This window comes from Candidatus Omnitrophota bacterium (genome assembly GCA_023819145.1).
In the GTDB taxonomy this organism is placed as follows: domain Bacteria; phylum Omnitrophota; class Gorgyraeia; order DTHP01; family DTHP01; genus JBFWKV01.
Window position 1 is genome coordinate 26,236 of the sequence record JAMWCW010000004.1, and the last position, 21,598, is coordinate 47,833.

Consider the following 21,598-nt stretch of genomic DNA (forward strand, 5'->3'; position numbering starts at 1 on the left):
GAAATAAGATGCGGTACGAGATAAAAGATATCAATTTAGCAAAGAAAGGTTCTTTAAGGATTGAATGGGCAAGAAATAATATGCCGGTATTAAGATTAATCGGCGAGAGATTTGCTAAAGAAAAAACGCTTAGAGGAATTAGAATTTCTGCCTGTCTGCATGTTACCACAGAAACTGCCGTGTTGATGGAGATTCTAAAGAAAGGAGGAGCAGAAATAGCTTTATGCGCCTCTAATCCTTCATCCACCCAGGATGATGTCGCAGCCAGTTTAATCAAAAATTCTAAAATATCCGTATTTGCTATAAAAGGAGAGGATAAAAAAACTTATTATCGCCATATAAACTCTTGTTTAGCCATAGAGCCTCAAATTACCATGGACGATGGAGCAGATTTGGTTTCTACCATTCATAAGCACACGAGAATATCGGCGCACCCACGCACCAGCTTACCCTGGGGAGGAACGGAAGAAACTACTACCGGAGTAATTAGATTAAGGGCATTAGAGAAAGAAGGAAAATTAAAATACCCGATTATTGCCGTAAATGATGCCCAAACCAAACATCTTTTTGATAACCGCTATGGAACCGGACAATCTACACTCGATGGAATAATCCGGGCAACCAATCGGTTAATCGCTGGGACAAATTTCGTCGTCTGTGGTTATGGGTGGTGTGGAAAAGGTGTAGCGATGCGTGCTAAAGGTATGGGGGCTAATGTAATTATATGCGAAACTAAACCCTTGAAAGCACTAGAAGCGTGTTTGGATGGATACCAGGTAATGCCCTTAAAAGAAGCAGTCAGAATAGCAGATATATTGGTTACAGTAACAGGAAATGTCAAAGTGTTAAGTAAAGATTATTTTCTATCGATGAAAGAGGGCGTCATCTTGGCTAACGCTGGACACTTCAATGTAGAAATCGATATCCCTACCCTTAATAAACTAAGTATAAAAAAGAAGAAAATTAGGGAATTTGTAGAAGAATATACTCTTAAGAATAATAGAAAAATTTATCTTTTAGGCGAGGGCCGGTTGATAAATCTTGTTTCTGCTGAAGGTCATCCTGCCCAGGTTATGGACCTGAGTTTTGCCAATCAGGCGTTAGCGGTGGAATACATTAAGAATTATGGTAAAAGATTAAAAAAGAAAGTCTATCCTGTACCTGAGGACATTGATGATTCTATAGCTTTACTTAAATTAAGAACTATTGGAGTAAAAATAGATAGTCTTACTTACGAACAAAAAAAATATCTTTCTTCTTGGAAATTAGGAACTTGATTTAAAATATTAATGGGGACTCTTTTTTATAAGAATTATGCTAAAAACTATAAAAACAAAAGGAACCAGCCATGCAGAAATACAAGGAGGAAGCATTCCTGCCTTAGCGAGCCCAAGACTTACGGCGTTCATTCCATAGAATAAAATTCCTGTAGCAAACGCTATCCCCACACACATAAATTTGCCAATACTCTGGCGGACGAGTCCATAAGGTATACCTAAAAGAATAAGTATAAATACATAAAATGGAAAAACTCTTTTTTGTTCCAATTCTACTAAGAAACGACGCACTATCTTATCCGAGCTACCCTTAAATCTCTCCACATAATCTCGAAGTTGATCACTGCTCATTGCTTCGGCAATGATATCGTTGCGAATGATATCCTGGGGTGATTCGGTCAATTGCATCTCTCGGTCTTCACGAAAATCAGGTTCACCCAAAAAATGCCCTTCTGGGTCTAAACGATAGATCACAATACCATAGAGTTTCCATGTTTTCTCTTCCCATATTGCTAACCTTGCAGTAATTTTGGTAGTAAGTATTTGTTTTCTATCGTGTTCCAAGATAACAAGGTCATAGAGAATTTTCTTCTCCATATCATATCGACGTGCATAAATAATTCTATTATCTTTTCCATAAAGTGTAACATTTTCAATATAACCTCTTTGTAGTTTATTTTTTTCGAAATTTTCCTTTAGGTTATAGGTAATTCTAAATGCATGAGGATTTACTTTTTCGTTCAGAATATAGGTAAGAATACTTAACATAAGGCCGATTACAAAATATGGCCTTATAATCTTAAATAGACCAATTCCACAGGAATGCATTGCAGTTATTTCATTGTATCTCTGCAGGTTACCCAGTGAATATATACTTGCCAATAATCCTGAAAAAGGTAATACCTGAACAAAGATAATGGGAAGATAGTTAAAATAATAGTTCAGAATAAACCTTAATTCTACTTTAGCCCGAATAAATTCATCGAGGTGTCCGAATATATCGATGATAACAAAAAGCAAAACAAAAGAGGCACTGATGTAAATAAGGGGAAGAAGAAAATTTTTTAAGATATATTTTTCAATTATTCTCATTATTTATTAATTTTTATATACATAAATATTTAAAATTACCCCCATAATCCCTAATATAATATTAGCCAACCACATTGCCAAAGGCGGTTTTACCAATCTTTGAATAGCCAGTGCTTCTCCACCAATCATTATAAGATAATACAATCCTAAAACTACTAAACTCAAACCAAAGGCAACCGCGCCCGTTCTTCTTTTTGTAAGAACACCTAACGGAAAACCAACAAATACAAAAACAAGACAGGCAAAAGATAAGGCAATCTTTTTATGTATCTCTGTCTCAATAGGTGATATGTCTATATTCTTGATAGAAAGTTTTTCTTTCTCACTTATCAATTCTTGTATATTCATCTCCTTGGGTTTCTTATTTATGGTTTCTTCCATAAACTCAACAGGTATTTTCAAGTTTATGGTATAAGTCTTAAAATTAAGTTTATAAAATCGTCTGGGATCGTTGGGGCTAGGTTCATCAGAAGTTCCTACGAACAGCTCCAGCTTAACTGTTTTTTTATCGGTTAAAGTCGTTATCTTACCCTGTTGTGCAATAATTGTCCTCGGCAATCCATCTTCTTTTAACTCATATATTCTTATATTGTAGAGCATATTTCCATTAATACCATAAAAGAACAAAATATAATTCTCAAAATTCCTGATAAAAGTGCCGGGCTCAAAATAAGCGGTCGGATTTTTAATCCCTACCTGTTTTATAATTTTACGAGATGCAAAACGGGCATAGGGAATTATCTCATTATTAAGAATAAGTGAGAAAAGGCTAAAAATCACTCCTGTAAGCACTAAAGGTAATTCTAAATGAAAAATATTTATACCACTGGCTTTGATAGCAGTTATCTCTAAATCCGAAGACAACCTCCCTAAACCAAGGAGAAGAGCAGTAAGGATGGCCATAGGTAATATATAACTTATAAGAGAAGGAATCTGCCAAAGGAATAATCTCATTACATCTAATAAAGAAATCCCTTTAATAATTATGAGTTCTATTAATCTTATAATATTTCCGCTCACAAGAACAAAAGTAAAGATGAACATATACAGCCAGAAAGGTTTAGCAACTTCACCAAATATGTAATTTCTCAAAATTCTCATTTTTCTAACAGGCCAAGGTCAATACCTCTATAAGATTTGCACCATTTGATTTCAAAAGCTTCGCACACTCATCGACTGTTGAACCGGTAGTAAGAATATCGTCAATAATAAGAATGTTCTTTCCTCTAATATGTTCTGGCTTTTTAATCTTAAACGCCCCTTTAATGTTTGACAAACGGTCCTCTGCATTCAGTTCACTCTGCGGTAGGGTAAATTTAACACGATAGATATTCTTAAGCAAGGCCTTGCTAAACTTCTTTGAAATAGGATAAGCAAGCAAAAGTGCCTGATTAAATTCTCTTTCCCTTAATTTTGTAGGGTGTAAAGGAATAGGAAGGACATAATCAAATTTATCTATATTAATAAACTTAGCAATAAAATCATTTAATATTTTTCCAAAAAAATAGACCAGACCAGTGTAACGTTCGTATTTAAATTTACGAATGCATTCACGCATTACCCCCTCATACAGAGCAACCGACCAAGCCCGATTAAAGAAGTGTTTTTTTGTCTTACAATCAACACAAATATTCTCGGGAATCAACTCTACCGCAATACTTCTACCACAGACGCTGCAAAAAGGAGGGTGATTCCACTGTATACTATAAAAACAGCTAAAACATAAGGGACCCAATTCTTTAATATTTATTTTGTTCTGGCAAATAACACAACGAAAAGGATAAATTAGGTCAACCGTCCCTATAAATAAATCCTTCAAAACCTTAATCATTGTTAATAATGATTATACAATTTCTGTCTCATTTTGTAAATAAATTTGGTTTATTTTTATTTGACTAATATATATTTATAGAATAAAATAGGTTATATGGGTATCTTATTATTTATAATAGCTACATTAATCTTATGTTTATTGTTTTATTTATTTTTCTTTTTGAGACGTTACCTAAATAAAGAAACAGAATTTATAAAAAAAGATACCGATGAGAAATTGAATCTCCTCGCTCGTCAATGGAGTGAGGTTTTAGACCGAAATACCCAACTAATCACTTCCCAGTTAAACAATCTCCAAAATCAAGTAACCCAAAATTTAATAAACACTTCAAACGTAGTAACTAACGTACATAAGACATTGGGTAAATTAGAAGAAGGGACAAAACAGATATTTGAAGTAGGTAAAGATATAGCCAGTTTCCAAGAATTACTCCGTCAGCCTAAGTTTAGAGGAGAGTTTGGGCAGTTTATGTTAGAAAACGTTTTAGAGCAGATTATACCTAAAGAGTATTATATCTTGCAACATCGGTTTAGAAACGGAGAGATAGCAGACGCAGTGATAAAAATTGGAGGTAATTTGGTGGTTGTAGATGCAAAATTTCCTTTGGAGAGTTTCAAAAGAATAGTGGAAGCAAAAGAAGAATCAGAAAAAATGCGTGCTCGTAAAGATTTTATTCGGGCGGTGAATAAACATATAGAAGATATTTCGAATAAATATATCCTTCCTGATGAAGGAACCTATGACTTTGCCTTACTTTACATTCCTGCAGAAAATGTCTATTACGAAACGATTATAAAAGATAATTTAGATAATGAAAAGAGTATTCGGGATTATGCTCTGAGTAAAAAGGTAATACCGGTGTCTCCCAATAGTTTCTATGCCTACCTGATGATAATTTTACGAGGCCTAAAAGGGCTAACCATTGAGAAACAAGCTCAGGAAGTTTTAGACAATCTTGCCCGTTTAAGGAATGAGTTTGGAAAGTTTTGTGAAGAGTTTGAAAAAACTGGTGCGCATCTAAAAGACGCAAACAAAAGCTATGAACGTGCAGTGATAAATCTGGAGAAATTTGACGATAAATTTAAACAGGTTGAATCTCCAATCTCTAATTCAGATAGAACCCTTCCTCATGCAAGAATATAGAAAAATTTATGAAGACAGATGGTTACTGATAGTTAATAAACCTCAAGGAATATTAACCGCCCCTTTCAATCCGCAAGATAAAGATTCTCTACTTCAATTACTTAATAAGGAATACGAAAAACCTTTATTCCCCTGCCATCGCTTAGATAAAGATACCTCAGGGCTGGTTATCTTTGCTAAGAGTAAAACAATACAAAAGAAAATTATGGGGCTATTCCGATCAAGAAAAATTAATAAAAAATATATAGGTGTTGTCCATGGTTGGATAGAGAAGGATAATGGAACAATTAAAAACTATCTATTCGACGGTTCAGATAAAAAAATCGCCATTACAAACTACAGAATAATATTGCGAAAGCCAGAGTACACGATATTAGAAATTGAACCTTTTACCGGAAGAAAGAATCAGATTCGTCTTCATTTTAAACAAATTGGACATCCTATAGTTGGAGAACGAAAGTTTGTGTTTGCTCGAGATTATGACCTAAGGACAAAAAAATTACTTTTACATGCTGTGGAATTAAAATTTCCCCATCCCATAAATGGAAAAGAACTAAAGTTATCTTCTCCTATACCAGAAGAAATTAAAAAATTTTTTCAATAATTTTATAATAAAGTAAGGGAGGATGATGAATAAATTAAATTTATTTTTAATCATTATTTTTGCCATGTTAAAAAATGCCTTTGCCATAGAAATAACCAGTAGCTCTTTCGAATCTAATGAGTTTATTCCACCAAAATTTACCTGCCAAGGTGAGAACATATCGCCACACCTTGCTTGGAAATATTTTCCCGAAGAGACAGAAAGTTTCGTGATTATCTGTGATGACCCCGATGCCCCATTTAAAACATGGGTTCACTGGGTAATATATGACATTCCTAAGGAAACTAATAAGCTTGATGCAGGAATTCCTCCTAAAGAAATATTAGATTTTGGAGCAAAACAAGGAATAAATGATTTTGGTAACATTGGCTATGGTGGGCCATGTCCTCCCCCTGGAAAACCTCATCGTTATTTTTTTAAAATCTTTGCCTTGAAAAAAAGGCTCAATCTTCCTCCTGGTTTAGACAAGGAAAGTGTTCTTAAAGCGATGGAAGGGAATATTATTGAAGAAGCAGAATTGGTAGGTAAATATAAGAGATAGATGTATAAAATAATCCTTTTGGGAGTTATTCAGGGTATAACCGAGTTTCTACCCATCAGCAGTTCTGGACATTTAATTATTTTCTCATGGTTATTTAAAGAAAAAATTTCTTTAAGTTCAGTGGTATTTTTCCATGCAGGAACTTTGCTAGCTCTTCTGTGATTAAAGGAGGAATATCTTTTTTAAGAAATAAAAACATTAACAAATCAGAGGAAGGGAAGATATTCTGGCTAATTATACTGGCTACAATTCCCGCAGCAATCTTTGGAAAATTATTTGAAACAGAAGTAGAAAAAATATTCTATAAACCTTTACTAGTGGCATTAAATATCGGTGGTTTTGCGGTTCTATTCTATTTTATTGATAAATTTAGCAAAAAAAATAAAAATATCGCTGAGCTTAATATTTCCCAAGTATTGTTCATTGGGATAACACAGACATTTGCAATTATTCCAGGTATTTCTCGCTCAGGTATAACTATAGTAGGTGGCCTTCTTATGGGCATGAACAGAGAAAACGCTGTAAAGTTTTCTTTTTTTCTTTCCTTTCCTATAATTCTTGGTTCGGTCATATTAAAATCGCACGATATTCTACATGATTTCTCTTGCTATTTATCTAACCAACATGGTTTAGCGTTTATCTCCTCCTGCATTTCTAGTATATTAGCAATAGATTTTCTAATTAGATTCGTGAAACATCACACTTTTAAGATATTTATAGCCTATCGTATCCTGTTTTCTCTTTTAATTATGAGCATAATTTTGATATAATTAATAACAAAAAAATTATGAAAAATTCTTCTCGTAAGAATAAAATCATACATCGGGAAAAAATTTACGGAGTGGATATCGGAAAGAGTGGAGTAAAAATTGCTCTTCTTTTCAAGAATCAAGAAAAAAACATTATGTTAGAGAATTTAACTTACCAAGATTTTCCAATATACATAGATTCTTTGAAAAACACGACCGTCGTCCAAACAATTCGCGAAGCAATAAGCAAACTGGAAGTAGAAACAGAAAGAATAAAAGCGGTAGTCAATCTTTACGGAACAGAACCTGTAATAAAATTTCTCACCCTCCCCCATATGCCTGAAGATGAGCTTAATAAGACTATAAGATGGCAGGCGCAAAAACATATCATATACGATTTAGAAAAAATGATTATAGATTATGCTATATTAAACACGTTTGAGGAAATGGGCGTAAAAAAAATCAGTTTAGTTTTAGCTGCAACAATGAAAGAAACAATAATCAATCAATTAGAGATATTGAAAGAAGCAAATATTGAACCTGTGGCTATAGATGTGGATTGTTTAGCACAGTTTTATTTAGCAAGAGAAAAAGGAATCCTTAATACTACTGATAGCGTATGCATCTTAGATATTGGAGCTAAAAATGCAGTAATACAGATTATAGACAATGGTATTCCACGTTTTAGAAGAGAATGCATAAACATTGGGGCTTCAGAAATCAACAAAGCGATCAAAGAAACTCTTAAAGTCAGTTGGGAAGATGCAGAAAAAATAAAAAGAGAATTTTCTTTAAGTTCTCTAGAAATGGAAAACAATGGAGAAGATAAAGTTAAAGGTATAATAAAGAAGGTTATAGAAGATGCAATAATTGAAATAAAACGTTCATTAGATTATTATATTGATATCTCCCCGCAAAAGAGTGTGGAATGTATATTCCTTACTGGTGGAGGAGCTCTCCTTGGCCATCTCGACCTTTATCTTAAACAACAATTGGGCATTAAAGTAGAGAAACTAGACCCCTTTAAAGATGTGGTATTCTCTGAAAAGATTAAAGATATAAAATACGCACAGAATAATTCATTGCGTTTTGTAACGGCAATGGGCTTAGCTTTGGAGGCGATTTTATAAATGAAAACAAAACTGAATCTCTTGCCTAAGGACTTAATAAAGAAAGAAAGAAAAGAACAAGAAAGACTAAATTTAAACCAATTTAAGATTATTATTGTAATTTTCATACTTCTTCTTTCCTGGAAATCACTCGCCTTTGGTATCCTATTGAAGATCAAATCAACCACCAATAGAAAAACAAAAGAAATCGTGAAACTAGACCAAAAAATTGCTACCCTAAAGATGTCTGCAGAGGCTGAGCTAAAAACCAAAGAGGACAAACTAAATCTGTTAAAAGACCAGCTTGCTATTAAAGAAGAGGAGGTTAAGAATTTGGAGCCAATTAGGCAACTCATCTCACAAAAAGAAAAATTTGTTTATAATTTACTGAAAGCAATTGCAGATTATATTCCTGAGGAAGTATGGTTAGAGGAGTTTGGTTTCGAACGAGAAGAAAACAACTGTTTTTTAAAAGGATGTGGATTATCCCATAATAAAATCGCAGTGTTTTTATCCAAAATAAACCAATTGCCCTATTTTAAAGAACTATACCTAAAGCAATCCGAGAGAATATTTGATGAAAAATTTGAAAAGGATATAGTCCGTTTCGAAATAATTGGTAAATTGAATTTATAAAATGTTTAAAATAAACATCAATAATATCAGTAGAGGTAGTGGTTTATTAAAATCTAAGCGAGAAATGTATCTATTAGCATTGTTTATCTTTATAATTTTCTTACGACTCTTTGTGCCGGGGGATCTCAAAAAGATTAAAAACGCTAATCTGGAAAATTTAGCAAAACAAGAAGAACTAAACCGTAAAAAGACTGAATTTTTTTCTATCGAGAGTCTGCTTAAAGACCAGCAGAGATACGAAGAAGAATACAACCAGATATCAAAAGTTTCAGAATCTTTAGACAAGCAAATAGCCGAATCTAAAAATGCTTTGGTAGCCAAAGAAAAGGTGGCAGAGATTCTAAATGAGCTTACTTCCATTACAAAATCCGGTGATATAGAATTTATTTTGATAACTACGGCCCCTATGGTAAAATATGAAAAATATGACGCGTTGTCAATCAAGATGAAAATAAATGCAAGATATTCTAACCTTATGTCTTATATAAAAAGTTTAGAATCGCTTCCTTTTCTATTAGATATTAAAAGGTTAACTGTCAGTTCACCTAAGGCGAATGGATTTATACTTGCAGAAACCGAACTTGTCATGTATGTTAGTAAATAGAAGAATTTTATTTATATTTCTACTTTTTTATTATTTATTGTCTCTTAAAAAAGTTCTATCCGAAGAAATAACGACGTTACGAAACCCCTTTGAATCGTGGTTTTTTATAAAGGAAAGAGAAGAAAGAAAACTCAAAGAAAAAGAAATGGCTATCCAAGAACCATTTAAGCAACGCAGAGACATCAAACTGCAGCTTAAGGGTATTTTAACGGGTAAGCGTAATTTAGCTATAATTAACGAAGAGATTCTGGGAGAAGGAGAAATTATCGAGGGTAAAAAAGTATTAAGAATAGAAAAGAAAAAAGTTGTTCTCCAAGGAATACAGGAAAAAGAAGAGGTTATTCTGGAGTTAGCCGATGAATTTTAGATATATAAAAATATCAGCGGTTTTTATTTCAGTTTTAATCTTTGGTTTTCTAAGAAACACAAACGCTTCTTTAGAAACTAAGATAATTCTCGTAGATATCCAGAATAAACTGATTGCGATAGATAGGGGAAGTATCGATGGTTTAGAAGAGAAGACTTTTTTCTATGCCTATCGTCAAAACAAGTTTGTAGGAGAACTTATCATTTTTAAAACCTCTCGCCAGGTAGCTATTTGCGAAATTAGAAGCCTAGAAAAAGGAATAGATTTTAAAGTCAATGATACGTTAACCTTACTCAATCCTCAAGAAAAAGTACAGCTGGATAAAGAAAGAGTATCAAGCGTTTCAACATTAGAGAATCAACAGAGGCTTAGTGCACAAGAACTAGCTAATGAAGAGGCAAAAAAAAGGGAAATAGAAGAAGTGTTGCTTAAAGAAAAAGCACGAGGGATTGCAGAGGTAGTAAAATCAGAAAAAGAATTACAGAAGATCAAAGAAGAAGCAGAAACAATTGTCAAAGAAGTAATCGAAGAAAAGAAAAAAGCAAAGAGAATAATTTCTTTTGATTTTAGAGATGTAGATATAAGAAATATCATCAAAAGTATTGCCCGCGAGGCAGATGTAAATATTGTAACACCACCAGATTTACCTTCTCTTCCCATTACGATAAATCTTAAAGATGTAGATATGGAGAGTGCGCTGGATACTATCCTCCGTATGGTTGATTATACGTTTATAAAAGAAGATAACCTCTATAAAGTTGTTAAAGTAGAATTAGCAGAAAAGAAAACCACCTCTAAAACTTTTACCCCCCTTTATATTCAAGTAGATAAGTTAAAGACTTTAATCAGTGATGGTGGTTTACTTTCTTCTGAGGGAAAAGTAGTAGTCGACAGCCGTTCAAATAAGATGGTAGTCATAGATGTCATCTCCAATCTAAATAAGATTGAAGAACTCGTTACACAGGTAGATGTAAAACCGAGACAAGTTAACATTGAGGCAAAGATCTTAGATGTTTCTTTAACGGATACCGAAACTTTGGGAATAGAATGGACCTGGGTAAAGCCAAGAAGCGGAGCTTCTACAAGTGATAAGCTTACCTCGGGATTTACTATTGATTCCACTTCGGGAATAGGAAAAGGATTTTTTAAATATGGAACCTTAAATGCGGAAGAGATTGCCATGGTTTTAGAAGCACTTATGAAGCGTGAACACGCTAATATCCTTTCTAAACCTACCATTACCACTTTAAATAATGAAGAGGCCAAAATAAATGTTACTTCAAAGATTCCTTATCAAACCGGAACGACTACTACTGAGACCACCGGAGGGGTAACTACTACAACGGTTAGTTGGGAAGAAAAAGAAGTGGGCGTAACTCTCTCAGTTACTCCTTATATCTGCGAAACGGGAGATATTATTATGAAAATTGAGCCTACGGCAAGTTTATTACAAGGATATACTTCCGATGACCCTGCGACTCGCTATCCGTTGATTATGTCACGTTCCGCTACTACCCAGGTAATGGTTAAAGACGGAGAGACCTTAGTCATTGGAGGGTTGATCACTCAAGAGTTGAGAGATACAAAGACAGGTATCCCCATCTTAAGCGACATTCCCTTACTGGGCATACCCTTTCAAAAAAGGAGTAAAGAGTTAAAAAATACGGAGCTAATAATTTTCATTACACCCCACATAGTGCCTTCAGAGGAGGAGGTGAAACCGAAAGGATAAATCATGGGAGAATGGATTGGTATTGGTAAAAAAGCGCGGCGTTGTTACGGCTTTGACGAAGTAGCGTTGGTGCCAGGAAAGATAACTATAAATCCTGAAGAAGTTGACACTTCTTGGCGATTAGGTTCTATGTGCTTTAAAGTTCCCATAATTGCTGCTGCCATGGATGGAGTAGTAGATGTAAAATTTAGTATCACCATGGGTAAATTGGGAGGGTTAGCAGTTCTTAATCTTGAAGGAGTACAGACGCGTTACAATAATCCCGACCGTGTATTAAAAAGAATTGCCGAAGCAAGTCCTGAAGAAGCTACTCATCTGGTACAGAGTATTTATCGTGAACCGATTAAAGAAAAACTGATTGAAAAAAGAATTAAAGAGATAAAAAAAGCAAGAGTCCCCTGTGCGGTATCGAGTATTCCTCAAAGGGCCAAGAAATTTGGGAAAATTGCTTATGATTCAGGAGTAGATATATTTGTAGTTCAGTCTACAGTAGCAACCTTAAAACACATTGCTAATCAATATGAAATTCTTGATTATGCAGACTTCTGTAGAAAAATGAGAATTCCGGTAGTCATAGGAAACTGTGTTACCTATGAGACTACCTTAGAATTAATGATGGCGGGAGCAGCTGCCATCCTTGTAGGAATTGGTCCCGGTGCAGCATGCACTACAAGAGGAGTTTTGGGAATTGGTGTCCCTCAAGTTACCGCCACAATAGACTGCGCAGCGGCGAGAGACTTTTATTATAAGAAAACAAAAAAATATATCCCCATTATCACAGACGGGGGTATGCGTACTGGAGGAGATATTTGTAAAGCATTTGCCTGCGGAGCAGATGCAGTGATGGTTGGTTCTGCTTTTGCTCGGGCGAAAGAAGCTCCCGGGCGAGGTTACCATTGGGGCATGGCGACTCCTCATCTCAATCTTCCGCGAGGAACGAGAATCTATGTAGGTACAGCGGGAAATCTTGAAGAAATTCTCTTTGGCCCGGCTAAGATAGACGACGGTTCACAGAACCTTGTAGGAGCTCTAGCAACTGCTATGGGTTCATTGGGAGCAAAGAATATAAAAGAAATGCATCGGGCAGAAATAATTATTGCACCCTCTATACAAACCGAAGGAAAACTCCTTCAACGCATCCAACGTGTAGGTATGGGAAAATAAACTACTACAGATTAAACAACATAAAAGATGACATTACACCAAAATGAAACATGCCAATTTTGTCCATTTACATACACACACCCAGTATAGTCTCCTAGACGGTGCTTGCCGAATTTTGGAACTGATTGACCTTGCTAACCAATTTCGCATGCCAGCCTTAGCCATAACCGACCATGGAAATATATTTGGAGCCATAGAATTTTATCAAGCGTGTATGGAGAAAGGAATCAAACCGATTATCGGATGCGAAGTCTATGTGGCTCCCAATAACCGTTTTGAAAAAACCTCTCATGGCATTCAAGATGCAGCTCATCATCTTACGCTTCTGGTAAAAGATGAAGAGGGATATAAGAATTTAATAAATCTTGTTTCCAAAGGATATCTTGAAGGTTTTTATTATAAACCTCGTATTGACAAGGAACTGCTTAGCCAATACTCACATGGTTTGATTGGTTTAAGCGGTTGTCTGAAATCAGAACTTTCTTATCTTCTCAACACTGAACAAATTAAGATTGCCCTGGAAACTCTTGAAGAGTTTAAACAGATTTTTGGAAAAGATAATTTTTATATTGAAATACAAGACCAGAATTTGAAAGAACAGAATAGAATAAACAAAATGGCCATAAACTGTGCTAAAGAACTTAGTCTACCTACGGTGGCTACTAACGATGTGCATTATCTTTATGAAAAAGACGCAGCCGCTCACGAAATTCTCCTCTGCATTCAGACACAAACCAATATAGAAGACCCTAACCATATGCGTTTTGGTTCAAATGAATTTTATTTCAAAACGCCGGAAGAAATGCAAAGGAAATTCAGCGAAATACCCGAAGCAATTACCAATACCATAGCCATCACTGAACAGTGCAATCTGGAATTAGACTTCAATCAGATACACTTACCACATTTTTCTCCTCCCGAAGGAAAATCAAAGTTTGAGTATCTAAAGGAATTATGTGAAGAGGAACTGTATAAAAAATATAAAAATCCAAGTGAAGAGGTTCTAAAACGCTTGGACCACGAACTAAAAATAATAAAAGACTCTGGTTTTGTAGGCTATTTTCTAATTGTATGGAATTTTGTCCACTACGCAAAATCACAAAAAATACCTGTAGGACCAGGACGTGGTTCGGCAGCAGGTAGTTTAGTAAGCTATCTGCTCGGTATCACCGATATTGATCCTTTAAAATATGGGTTACTCTTTGAAAGATTTCTCAACCCTGAAAGAATCAGTATGCCCGATATGGATATAGATTTTTGTTATGAAAGAAGACAGGAAGTAATTGACTATGTGGTAAGAAAATACGGTAAAGAATGCGTCGCTCAGATAGTTACTTTTGGAACGATGATGGCACGAGCAGTAGTAAGAGATGTGGGTAGAGCTCTTAATATGCCTTATGGGGAAGTAGACAAAATTGCAAAATTAATTCCCCATGATCCTAATATAAATCTTCAACAGGCTCTCAAAATAGAACCACAGTTACACTACTTGTATAAAAATGACTCTCAAGTTCATAAACTTATTGATATCGCACTTTCTTTAGAGGGTTTAACACGTCATATTTCTACCCATGCTGCTGGAGTAGTAATTGCAGAAAAGCCTCTCACCGAATACATCCCATTATGCAAGATGGGAGACGGCCAGATTATTACTGGATATTCTATGGATGCTCTGGAAAAGATGGGACTTCTCAAAATAGACTTCCTTGGCTTAAGAACCCTTACGGTAATCAATGAAACAATAAAAATAATTCAGCGGGCAAGGAATATATCTTTGGACATTAATAATATCCCAATGGATGATAAAAAAACTTTTAGAGTCCTACAGAAAGGTGAAACTTCTGGCATATTTCAATTAGAGAGTGTGGGAATGAGGGAACTACTAAAAAGGATAAAACCAGAGAAATTTGAAGACATTATTGCCATCTTAGCGCTTTTTCGCCCCGGTCCACTGGGAGCGGGTATGGTAGAAGATTTTATCAAACGAAAAAGGGGAGAGGTTTCTGTAAGATATGATCATAAGAAGTTAGAACCGATTCTGAAAGAAACCTATGGAACAATTCTGTATCAAGAACAGGTTATGCGTATCGCTTCTGAAATAGGAGGATTCAGTATGGCTCAAGCGGACGTGCTTCGTCGCGCTATGAGTAAAAAGAATCCAGAAGTAATGGACCGTGCAAGAAAGTCTTTTATAGAAGGAGCTTCACGAAACGGCATAAATATAGATACAGCAAATAAAATCTTTAACCAAATAGAATTCTTTGCAGGATATGGTTTTAATAAGTCGCACTCTGCGGCCTATGCTTTAATTTCCTATCGGACTGCATATCTGAAGGCAAATTTTACTCCTGAGTTTATGACTGCATTACTCACAAGTGAAAAAGATAATACAGAAAAGGTGGTTCAATATATCAACGAGTGTTTAAGATTAAATATAAAAGTCTTGCCTCCGGACATAAATGAAAGTTTCGCTAATTTTACCTTGATTTCTTACGATACTATTCGTTTTGGACTTACAGCAATAAAAAATGTTGGTGAGACAGCAGTAAACGAAATAATAAAGGCAAGGAATAATAATGGACCTTTTAGGAGTCTTTACGACTTTTGTGAAAGAGTTGATTTAAGAACCGTTAACCACAAAGTAATCGAAAGCATGATAAAATGTGGAGTGTTTGATAGGTTTGGTCTAAAAAGAGCCCAACTTATGGCTATATTAGATGATGCTATTGAAGTAGCAAATAGTCTACAAAAAGATAGAGTAGTAAAACAAAACACCTTTTTTGATCCCTTTAGTACTTCTGTATTTCGCAGGAGCTACAAACCTATACCAAACATCAAGGAATGGCCGGAAAATCAACTCTTAAATTTTGAAAAAGAATTATTAGGATTCTATATTACTGGACATCCTTTGGCAAAGTTTGAAGAATTGATAAAAAAATACTCCAATGTAAAAATTGCAGAATTAAATACCCTTAAAGATGGCGATGAGATATTTCTATGTGGAATGATATCCAGATTTAAAAAAACTACCACCCGAAGACAAAACGAACTTATGGCGGTTATGATGGTAGAAGACCTTTCGGGAGAGGTCGAGGTAATTGTTTTTCCAGAAATATATAGAAAATTCGAAAAGTTTATTTACAATAATAGTTGCATATTACTACACGGTAAACTTTCTTTACGTGAAGATTCTCCCCGTATCATTACAACCGAGATATTCCCTTTAGAAGAAGTCAAGAAAAGATTCACAAAAGCAATAATTTTAAAGATTGGACAGAGTTTACTTGAAGAAGATTTGAAGGAATTGAAAAATTTATTCGCTAACCATCCAGGAAAAACTCGAATAATATTTGAGTTTCATAATGACTCTACGAATAAGTCTTGGCTAGATTTAGGCAAAGAATTGGAAGTGGAGCCCAATAACGACCTTATGCAAAGTATAAAAAATATTATCGGAAATGAAAATATAGATTATGTTCCTGTTTTTGTTAATAATTATATTAAGAAAATAGTTTGACATGGATTATTACTGTGATAAAATATATACAAATAAAACAATACAAGAATAACCTTTAAAATATAGAGAGGGGAAAATGAAGATATTTGATTATATCCCACGGGGGCTTAATTATTTAATGGGGCTTTTTTCAAATGATATGGGAATTGATTTAGGCACAGCAACTACTTTGGTCTACGTGAAGGGAAAGGGGATAGTACTCTGTGAACCATCGGTAGTAGCCATTGAACGCGGAACAAATAACGTCTTAGCGGTTGGAGAAGAAGCTAAAAGAATGTTAGGAAGAACCCCTGGTAATATCATCGCTCTTAGACCCATGAAAGACGGTGTCATTGCGGATTTTGAGATAGCTGAAAGAATGTTGCGTTATTTTATCAATAAAGTCCATGAACGAAGAGTTCTTGTAAGGCCACGCATTGTAATCGCCATACCCTCAGGAATTACCGAGGTAGAAAAACGTGCGGTTAAAGATTCTGCGCTTCATGCCGGTGCAAGACAGGTTTATCTCGTTGAGGAACCCATGGCTGCTGCTATTGGAGTGGGTTTGCCTATTCAAGAACCTGCTGGGAATATGATCATAGATATCGGTGGAGGAACCACGGAAATAGCGGTAATTTCTCTCGCAGGAATTGTCCTCTCGAGAAGTATTAGGGTAGGTGGAGATGAAATGGATGAGGCAATTATTGAGTATTTAAAAAAGACTTATAATCTGATGATTGGTGAACGCACTGCAGAAGAAATTAAAATTAAGATTGGTTCTGCCTATCCTTTGGAAGAAGAAATGAATATGGAAGTAAAAGGAAGAGACCTCGTAGCAGGATTACCCAAAACAATCACCATTAACTCTGAAGAAATTAGAGAAGCAATGCAAGAACCTATTAGAGCCATCGTAGAACTAACTCGTTTTGCTTTAGAAAAAACCCCACCAGAATTGTCTGCCGACCTTATAGAAAGAGGAATTGTGCTGGCAGGAGGAGGTTCACTTTTACGTGGTATAGACAAATTAATATCAGAAGAAACGGGGCTTCCTGTCCATGTAGCAGATGAACCATTGACCGCAGTGGCTTTAGGAACAGGTAAGGTCCTCAATGAATTGAAGTATCTAAAAAGAGTAACAGTTTCCACAAAACTTGAATCATAGAGAAAAGTACGGAGGGTTGTATTTCTTTTTAAGATGTGAAGAAAAAATCTTCTTCTAAATACTATTTTTTATTAATATTATGTATCGTCCTTCTAAGTATACCCCGTAAAAACACCGAGAAATTAAGAAACTCCTTCATAAAATTCTTTAAGCTTCCTCTCACCGTTTTAACAAATACTGCCTATTTCCTGATGCATCATTATGATTATAAACAGATAATTAGTGAGAATAAGAAGCTAACGGAAGAAAACATAAAATTGAGATTAGAAAATTGGCAACTTAATCATCTCCGTTTAGAAAACCAACAACTACGCAGCCTTCTGGAGTTTAAAAAAAATGCGCTTTATTCCGCCATCACGGGGGAAGTGATTGGTTTCGATTATTCAGAGAATAGGAAGATAATTTTTGTCGATCTTGGTTTTAAAGAAGGAGTATATAAAGAGATGGTCTGCTTGAATTCCGCTGGTCTTATCGGAAAGGTAATAGAGGTAGGAGAGAGTATATCCAAAATAATGTGTATAAACGACCCCAATTCACGAGTACCTGCAATGACGGAAGATACACAAGAAATTGGTTTAGTATATGGAACCATGGAAGGAGATAAGTTACAAATGAAATTTATCTCTTCAGAGAGTAAAACAAAAATAGGGGCAGTTGTAGTTACCTCAGGATTAGGGAATATCTATCCCAAAGGTATTGTTATTGGAGAAATCAAAGATATTATAAATTATGGTTTTTATAAAACTGCAATAATTAAACCCAAGGTAAATTTTTTAAAACCCAGAACCGTAATTCTGCTAAAGCAAAAATGAAAAAATTAATTTTCATCGTTTTAATCACATTCTTTTCCATCTTCATAGACTACACTCTTATTCCCATAATTCCTCCGCCTTTAAATAATTTGAGATTTGCAATATTAAGTTTTGTTCCTATCATCATAACTAACTCTAAAATAATTCTTTATTATGCTGTTATTGCCGGATTATTCAAAGATATTTTGAGCTCTTATCCCTTTGGAATTTATACACTGTCTTTTATCATTACTGCTTATATAATCGCTATTTTATCAAGATGGATAGTAAAGGATAATATGTATACAAAATTTTTATATACAACAGTTGCTTTAATACTCGTATCCTTAATACCGAATATATGGGATTATAGTTTTAATCCCTACGCTTCTGGGAACATTATTGCGAAAGAAACCATTGCCAAAAAAATAATTATAAATAATATCTTTGTTACCTTCTGGTATGGTTTACTCATGAAGATATTAAAATGAATATATATCGTTTAGAAAAATTATTCTTAATATGTTTCTTGTTTCTTATTATTATCCTTTGGTATTATCAAATAATAAAGGGAGAATATTTCTTTTCCCTTAGCGAAAAAGGACGTATAAGAATTATACCTTTTCTCTCAGAAAGAGGAAAAATTTTAGATAGAAACGCCAAAGAACTTGCTACATATATACCCATATTAAACATTGTAGCTATTCCCCATATCTTAAAAGATAAAAAAATGGTTTTTGAAGAATTAAGCAACATACTGGGAATACCAACTGAGGAGTTGAATAATAAATATGAAAGAAATTTGTATTTTCCTTTTATGCCGGTTGTTCTTGTTAAAAACATCTCTTTAGATAAAGTATTTATTATAGAAGAGAAAAAACCAGAACTGATGGGTATAGATATAGAAGTGTATCCACTACGGTTTTATCCTTTTGGCCCAGTAGCATCTCATCTCCTCGGTTATCTGGGCGAAATCAGTTCAGAAGAACTTTCTGAATTAAAACCCTATGGATATAGGATAAAAAACCTTGTCGGGAAAATGGGAATAGAAAAAACCCTAGATGTATATTTACGAGGAGAGAATGGTGGTTTGCAAGTTGAAGTAGACAATTTTGGAAACATAGTTCGGACCATTGGAGAGAAGAAAGCTTTACGCGGTAAAGATATTCACTTAACCATTGAAGCGGACTGGCAGAAAAAAGCCCATTCTTTATTAAAAGGACTTAATGGAGCTATTATTATTATGGATGTTAACAATGGAGAAATTCTAACCATGGAAAGTTCACCTACATTCGACCCAAATATATTCCTTGCTGAAGAAGAACAGAAAATACAGTCGGTCCTAACTTCTCATAGGGCAATTTTTTTAAATAGAGCTACCAAGGTAAACATACCACCCGGTTCTATATTTAAATTAATTGTTGCTATTGCAGGTCTAACCAGCGGTAAAATAACTGCCTATACACAATATAAATGTGAAGGGAAATTTTATTTGGGTTCGGGTGAGTTCCGCTGTTGGTTAGAAAATGGCCATGGCTATGAAACAGTAGTTGAGGCAATTAAACACTCATGTAATATATTCTTCTACAAACTGGGGTTAGAATTAGGCATAGAAAGAATAAAAAATTTTGCTGATTTATTTGAATTAGGAAAAAAAACGGGCATAGAAATAGAAGAAAAAAACGGATTCATTCCCACTCCTAAATGGAAACAAACGAAATTTAAAGAAAGATGGTTCGAGGGAGATACCGCAAATATTTCTATTGGACAGGGATACATTTTAGTAACTCCACTACAAATATTACGCTTGGTAGCTGCCATCGCTAATGGAGGATTTCTTATCAAACCACATCTTGTAAAAAGTATAGAAGGAATCCCCATACAGGATACAACAAAAGAATATACCGGTATTAACCCGAGGATTTTGAAAATAATTCGGGAAGGAATGTTTAAAGTAGTAAATGAACCGAATGGAACTGGGAGTCGAGCAAATGTAGAAAAATTGGAAATTGCCGCCAAAACTGCCACAGTACAAACAACCAGGGGCAACTCCCACGCACTTATTACTGGTTTTTTACCTTATTCAAATCCAAAATTATGCTTCATTATTTTTCTCGAACATGGCGGCAGTGGAGGAGTAGAAGCTGCCGAGTTATGCCACAATCTATTTTCTGCACTGAAAAATGGAATTGTTGAATATCAATGAGTTATAAAAATAATTATTATAAAATTCTCCTTACGGTGATAATTCTTTTGTCTATAGGAATTTTTTCTCTAACTGGTGAGGAGGGTTTTAAAAAAGAACCACCGCTAAAAGATAATCTTGTATTTAAGCAACTAATGTGGGCATTTATAGCCATACTGATATTTTTATTCAGTTATTTTTGGGGATACAGAAGATTCCTTGATATTTCTATTCCCCTCTACTTTGTAGTCCTAGGACTGCTTCTTTTAGTTTTGGCCTATGGTCCCATTAGGTCTGGTGCACAGAGGTGGCTAAAATTATTCGGTTTAAACTTCCAACCTGCTGAATTTGCTAAATTGGCTATGATACTCAGTGTAACGCGATACTTTGTCTCCCATAAGGATGAAATTAAAAAAACGATGGTCTTTATCGTTGCCTTAACAATGGTTATACTCTATATACTGCTCATCTTTCTGCAACCCGATCTTGGTTCTGCGGTCATACTCATTCCTATTTTTATCTCTATTGCTTTTATTTGCAATGTCAATAAGAAAAACATTCTGGTTTTATTTTTGTTAGGACTATTATTTTCTCCTTTATCATGGCATATATTAAAAGATTATCAAAAACAGCGCATTCTGGTGTTTGTAAATCCGAATGTAGATCCATTAGGAGCAGGCTATACGGTAATCCAATCAAAAATTGCCATTGGTTCAGGAAAAATATTTGGTAAAATTTGGCTTAAAAAAACTACCCAATTTAGCTTCCTACCCGAAAGCCATACAGATTTTATCTTTGCTTCTATCGGTGAAAAACTAGGCTTTTTAGGAACGAGTTTGATAATCTTAATTTATTACCTGCTTCTCAGGGAAATATTGAGTATAGGAATTGTAACTGCTGATTTAGAGGGAAAAGCAATTACGGTGGGAATAGCTACTATGCTTTTTCTTCATATTTTTATCAATATTGGAATGAGTCTGGGAATCTTACCTGTAGTGGGCATACCTCTTCCTTTTATAAGCTATGGTGGTTCTAATTTAGTATTAAATATGATGGCCTTAGGAATAGTGGCATCCATTGAAAAAGAACATTAAGGTCATTTAATTACTTAA

General features: G+C 34.7%; 19 protein-coding genes and 1 pseudogene. 17 read left to right on the forward strand and 3 right to left on the reverse strand.

What is annotated here, in order from left to right:
* The first annotated feature begins 8 nt into the window (after positions 1 to 8).
* Positions 9 to 1,277: an adenosylhomocysteinase gene (locus tag NC818_02975; protein MCM8783728.1), complete on the forward strand. Its 1,269-nt coding sequence runs from the start codon at positions 9 to 11 to the stop codon at positions 1,275 to 1,277.
* 9 nt (positions 1,278 to 1,286) lie between these two features.
* On the opposite strand, the gene NC818_02980 is transcribed toward NC818_02975, so the two are convergent.
* From NC818_02980 to NC818_02990, 3 genes are read right to left on the reverse strand one after another with little or no spacing between them, the layout of a single operon-like run.
* The gene (locus tag NC818_02980; protein ID MCM8783729.1) at positions 1,287 to 2,369 is read right to left on the reverse strand and encodes an LptF/LptG family permease; all 1,083 of its coding nucleotides are present in this window, start codon (positions 2,367 to 2,369) and stop codon (positions 1,287 to 1,289) included.
* A gap of 6 nt (positions 2,370 to 2,375) precedes the next feature.
* Entirely contained in the window at positions 2,376 to 3,461 is a 1,086-nt protein-coding gene (locus tag NC818_02985; GenBank protein MCM8783730.1) for an LptF/LptG family permease, read from the reverse strand.
* A gap of 13 nt (positions 3,462 to 3,474) precedes the next feature.
* Complete coding sequence (locus tag NC818_02990; GenBank protein MCM8783731.1) at positions 3,475 to 4,200, reverse strand: ComF family protein; 726 nt, start codon at positions 4,198 to 4,200, stop codon at positions 3,475 to 3,477.
* Positions 4,201 to 4,362: 162 nt separating this feature from the next.
* On the opposite strand from NC818_02990, the gene NC818_02995 reads away from it, so the two are divergent.
* The 16 genes and pseudogenes from NC818_02995 (at position 4,363) to rodA (ending at position 21,580) form a co-directional block, all read left to right on the forward strand.
* Positions 4,363 to 5,346, forward strand: a complete 984-nt coding sequence (locus tag NC818_02995) for a DNA recombination protein RmuC (protein ID MCM8783732.1) — start codon at positions 4,363 to 4,365, stop codon at positions 5,344 to 5,346.
* Positions 5,333 to 5,950, forward strand: a complete 618-nt coding sequence (locus tag NC818_03000; GenBank protein MCM8783733.1) for an RluA family pseudouridine synthase — start codon at positions 5,333 to 5,335, stop codon at positions 5,948 to 5,950. Before NC818_02995 ends, NC818_03000 begins: the two co-directional genes overlap by 14 nt.
* A gap of 25 nt (positions 5,951 to 5,975) precedes the next feature.
* Positions 5,976 to 6,491: a YbhB/YbcL family Raf kinase inhibitor-like protein gene (locus NC818_03005; GenBank protein MCM8783734.1), complete on the forward strand. Its 516-nt coding sequence runs from the start codon at positions 5,976 to 5,978 to the stop codon at positions 6,489 to 6,491.
* Positions 6,492 to 7,261: pseudogene (locus NC818_03010) on the forward strand (undecaprenyl-diphosphate phosphatase).
* A 17-nt stretch (positions 7,262 to 7,278) separates the two neighbouring features.
* Complete coding sequence (gene pilM, locus NC818_03015; GenBank protein MCM8783735.1) at positions 7,279 to 8,370, forward strand: type IV pilus assembly protein PilM; 1,092 nt, start codon at positions 7,279 to 7,281, stop codon at positions 8,368 to 8,370.
* On the forward strand, positions 8,371 to 8,985 hold the full coding sequence (locus NC818_03020) for a PilN domain-containing protein (protein MCM8783736.1): 615 nt from the start codon (positions 8,371 to 8,373) through the stop codon (positions 8,983 to 8,985).
* Position 8,986: 1 nt separating this feature from the next.
* Positions 8,987 to 9,589, forward strand: a complete 603-nt coding sequence (locus tag NC818_03025) for a type 4a pilus biogenesis protein PilO (protein ID MCM8783737.1) — start codon at positions 8,987 to 8,989, stop codon at positions 9,587 to 9,589.
* Between the two features lie 37 nt (positions 9,590 to 9,626).
* On the forward strand, positions 9,627 to 9,956 hold the full coding sequence (locus NC818_03030) for a hypothetical protein (protein MCM8783738.1): 330 nt from the start codon (positions 9,627 to 9,629) through the stop codon (positions 9,954 to 9,956).
* Positions 9,946 to 11,688 carry a hypothetical protein gene (locus tag NC818_03035; protein MCM8783739.1) on the forward strand — a complete coding sequence of 581 codons (1,743 nt, stop codon included), beginning with the start codon at positions 9,946 to 9,948 and terminating at the stop codon, positions 11,686 to 11,688. The genes NC818_03030 and NC818_03035 overlap by 11 nt, the downstream gene beginning before the upstream one ends.
* A gap of 3 nt (positions 11,689 to 11,691) precedes the next feature.
* Complete coding sequence (locus tag NC818_03040; GenBank protein MCM8783740.1) at positions 11,692 to 12,852, forward strand: GuaB3 family IMP dehydrogenase-related protein; 1,161 nt, start codon at positions 11,692 to 11,694, stop codon at positions 12,850 to 12,852.
* A gap of 43 nt (positions 12,853 to 12,895) precedes the next feature.
* The gene (locus NC818_03045) at positions 12,896 to 16,369 is read left to right on the forward strand and encodes a DNA polymerase III subunit alpha (protein MCM8783741.1); all 3,474 of its coding nucleotides are present in this window, start codon (positions 12,896 to 12,898) and stop codon (positions 16,367 to 16,369) included.
* 118 nt (positions 16,370 to 16,487) lie between these two features.
* Positions 16,488 to 17,510 carry a rod shape-determining protein gene (locus NC818_03050; GenBank protein ID MCM8783742.1) on the forward strand — a complete coding sequence of 341 codons (1,023 nt, stop codon included), beginning with the start codon at positions 16,488 to 16,490 and terminating at the stop codon, positions 17,508 to 17,510.
* Positions 17,511 to 17,701: 191 nt separating this feature from the next.
* Positions 17,702 to 18,322, forward strand: coding sequence for a rod shape-determining protein MreC (mreC, locus tag NC818_03055; protein ID MCM8783743.1), 621 nt, complete (start codon positions 17,702 to 17,704; stop codon positions 18,320 to 18,322).
* Positions 18,319 to 18,792 carry a rod shape-determining protein MreD gene (gene mreD / locus NC818_03060; GenBank protein MCM8783744.1) on the forward strand — a complete coding sequence of 158 codons (474 nt, stop codon included), beginning with the start codon at positions 18,319 to 18,321 and terminating at the stop codon, positions 18,790 to 18,792. Before mreC ends, mreD begins: the two co-directional genes overlap by 4 nt.
* A complete protein-coding gene (gene mrdA / locus NC818_03065; protein ID MCM8783745.1) occupies positions 18,789 to 20,507 on the forward strand; it encodes a penicillin-binding protein 2 in 1,719 nt (572 codons plus the stop codon). Before mreD ends, mrdA begins: the two co-directional genes overlap by 4 nt.
* Positions 20,504 to 21,580, forward strand: a complete 1,077-nt coding sequence (gene rodA, locus NC818_03070) for a rod shape-determining protein RodA (protein MCM8783746.1) — start codon at positions 20,504 to 20,506, stop codon at positions 21,578 to 21,580. The genes mrdA and rodA overlap by 4 nt, the downstream gene beginning before the upstream one ends.
* Positions 21,581 to 21,598: the final 18 nt, after the last annotated feature.

Excerpts from the sequence above, each read along its gene's own strand:
- NC818_03035 (MCM8783739.1), top strand. The coding sequence starts at position 9,946 with ATGAATTTTAGATATATAAAAATATCAGCGGTTTTTATTTCAGTTTTA.
- NC818_03025 (MCM8783737.1), top strand. The coding sequence starts at position 8,987 with ATGTTTAAAATAAACATCAATAATATCAGTAGAGGTAGTGGTTTATTA.
- NC818_03040 (MCM8783740.1), top strand. The coding sequence starts at position 11,692 with ATGGGAGAATGGATTGGTATTGGTAAAAAAGCGCGGCGTTGTTACGGC.
- NC818_03050 (MCM8783742.1), top strand. The coding sequence starts at position 16,488 with ATGGGGCTTTTTTCAAATGATATGGGAATTGATTTAGGCACAGCAACT.
- pilM (MCM8783735.1), top strand. The coding sequence starts at position 7,279 with ATGAAAAATTCTTCTCGTAAGAATAAAATCATACATCGGGAAAAAATT.
- NC818_02975 (MCM8783728.1), top strand. The coding sequence starts at position 9 with ATGCGGTACGAGATAAAAGATATCAATTTAGCAAAGAAAGGTTCTTTA.
- rodA (MCM8783746.1), top strand. The coding sequence starts at position 20,504 with ATGAGTTATAAAAATAATTATTATAAAATTCTCCTTACGGTGATAATT.
- NC818_03020 (MCM8783736.1), top strand. The coding sequence starts at position 8,371 with ATGAAAACAAAACTGAATCTCTTGCCTAAGGACTTAATAAAGAAAGAA.
- NC818_03000 (MCM8783733.1), top strand. The coding sequence starts at position 5,333 with ATGCAAGAATATAGAAAAATTTATGAAGACAGATGGTTACTGATAGTT.
- NC818_03005 (MCM8783734.1), top strand. The coding sequence starts at position 5,976 with ATGAATAAATTAAATTTATTTTTAATCATTATTTTTGCCATGTTAAAA.
- mreC (MCM8783743.1), top strand. The coding sequence starts at position 17,702 with ATGCATCATTATGATTATAAACAGATAATTAGTGAGAATAAGAAGCTA.
- mrdA (MCM8783745.1), top strand. The coding sequence starts at position 18,789 with ATGAATATATATCGTTTAGAAAAATTATTCTTAATATGTTTCTTGTTT.
- NC818_03045 (MCM8783741.1), top strand. The coding sequence starts at position 12,896 with ATGAAACATGCCAATTTTGTCCATTTACATACACACACCCAGTATAGT.
- NC818_02980 (MCM8783729.1), bottom strand. The coding sequence starts at position 2,369 with ATGAGAATAATTGAAAAATATATCTTAAAAAATTTTCTTCTTCCCCTT.
- mreD (MCM8783744.1), top strand. The coding sequence starts at position 18,319 with ATGAAAAAATTAATTTTCATCGTTTTAATCACATTCTTTTCCATCTTC.
- NC818_02990 (MCM8783731.1), bottom strand. The coding sequence starts at position 4,200 with ATGATTAAGGTTTTGAAGGATTTATTTATAGGGACGGTTGACCTAATT.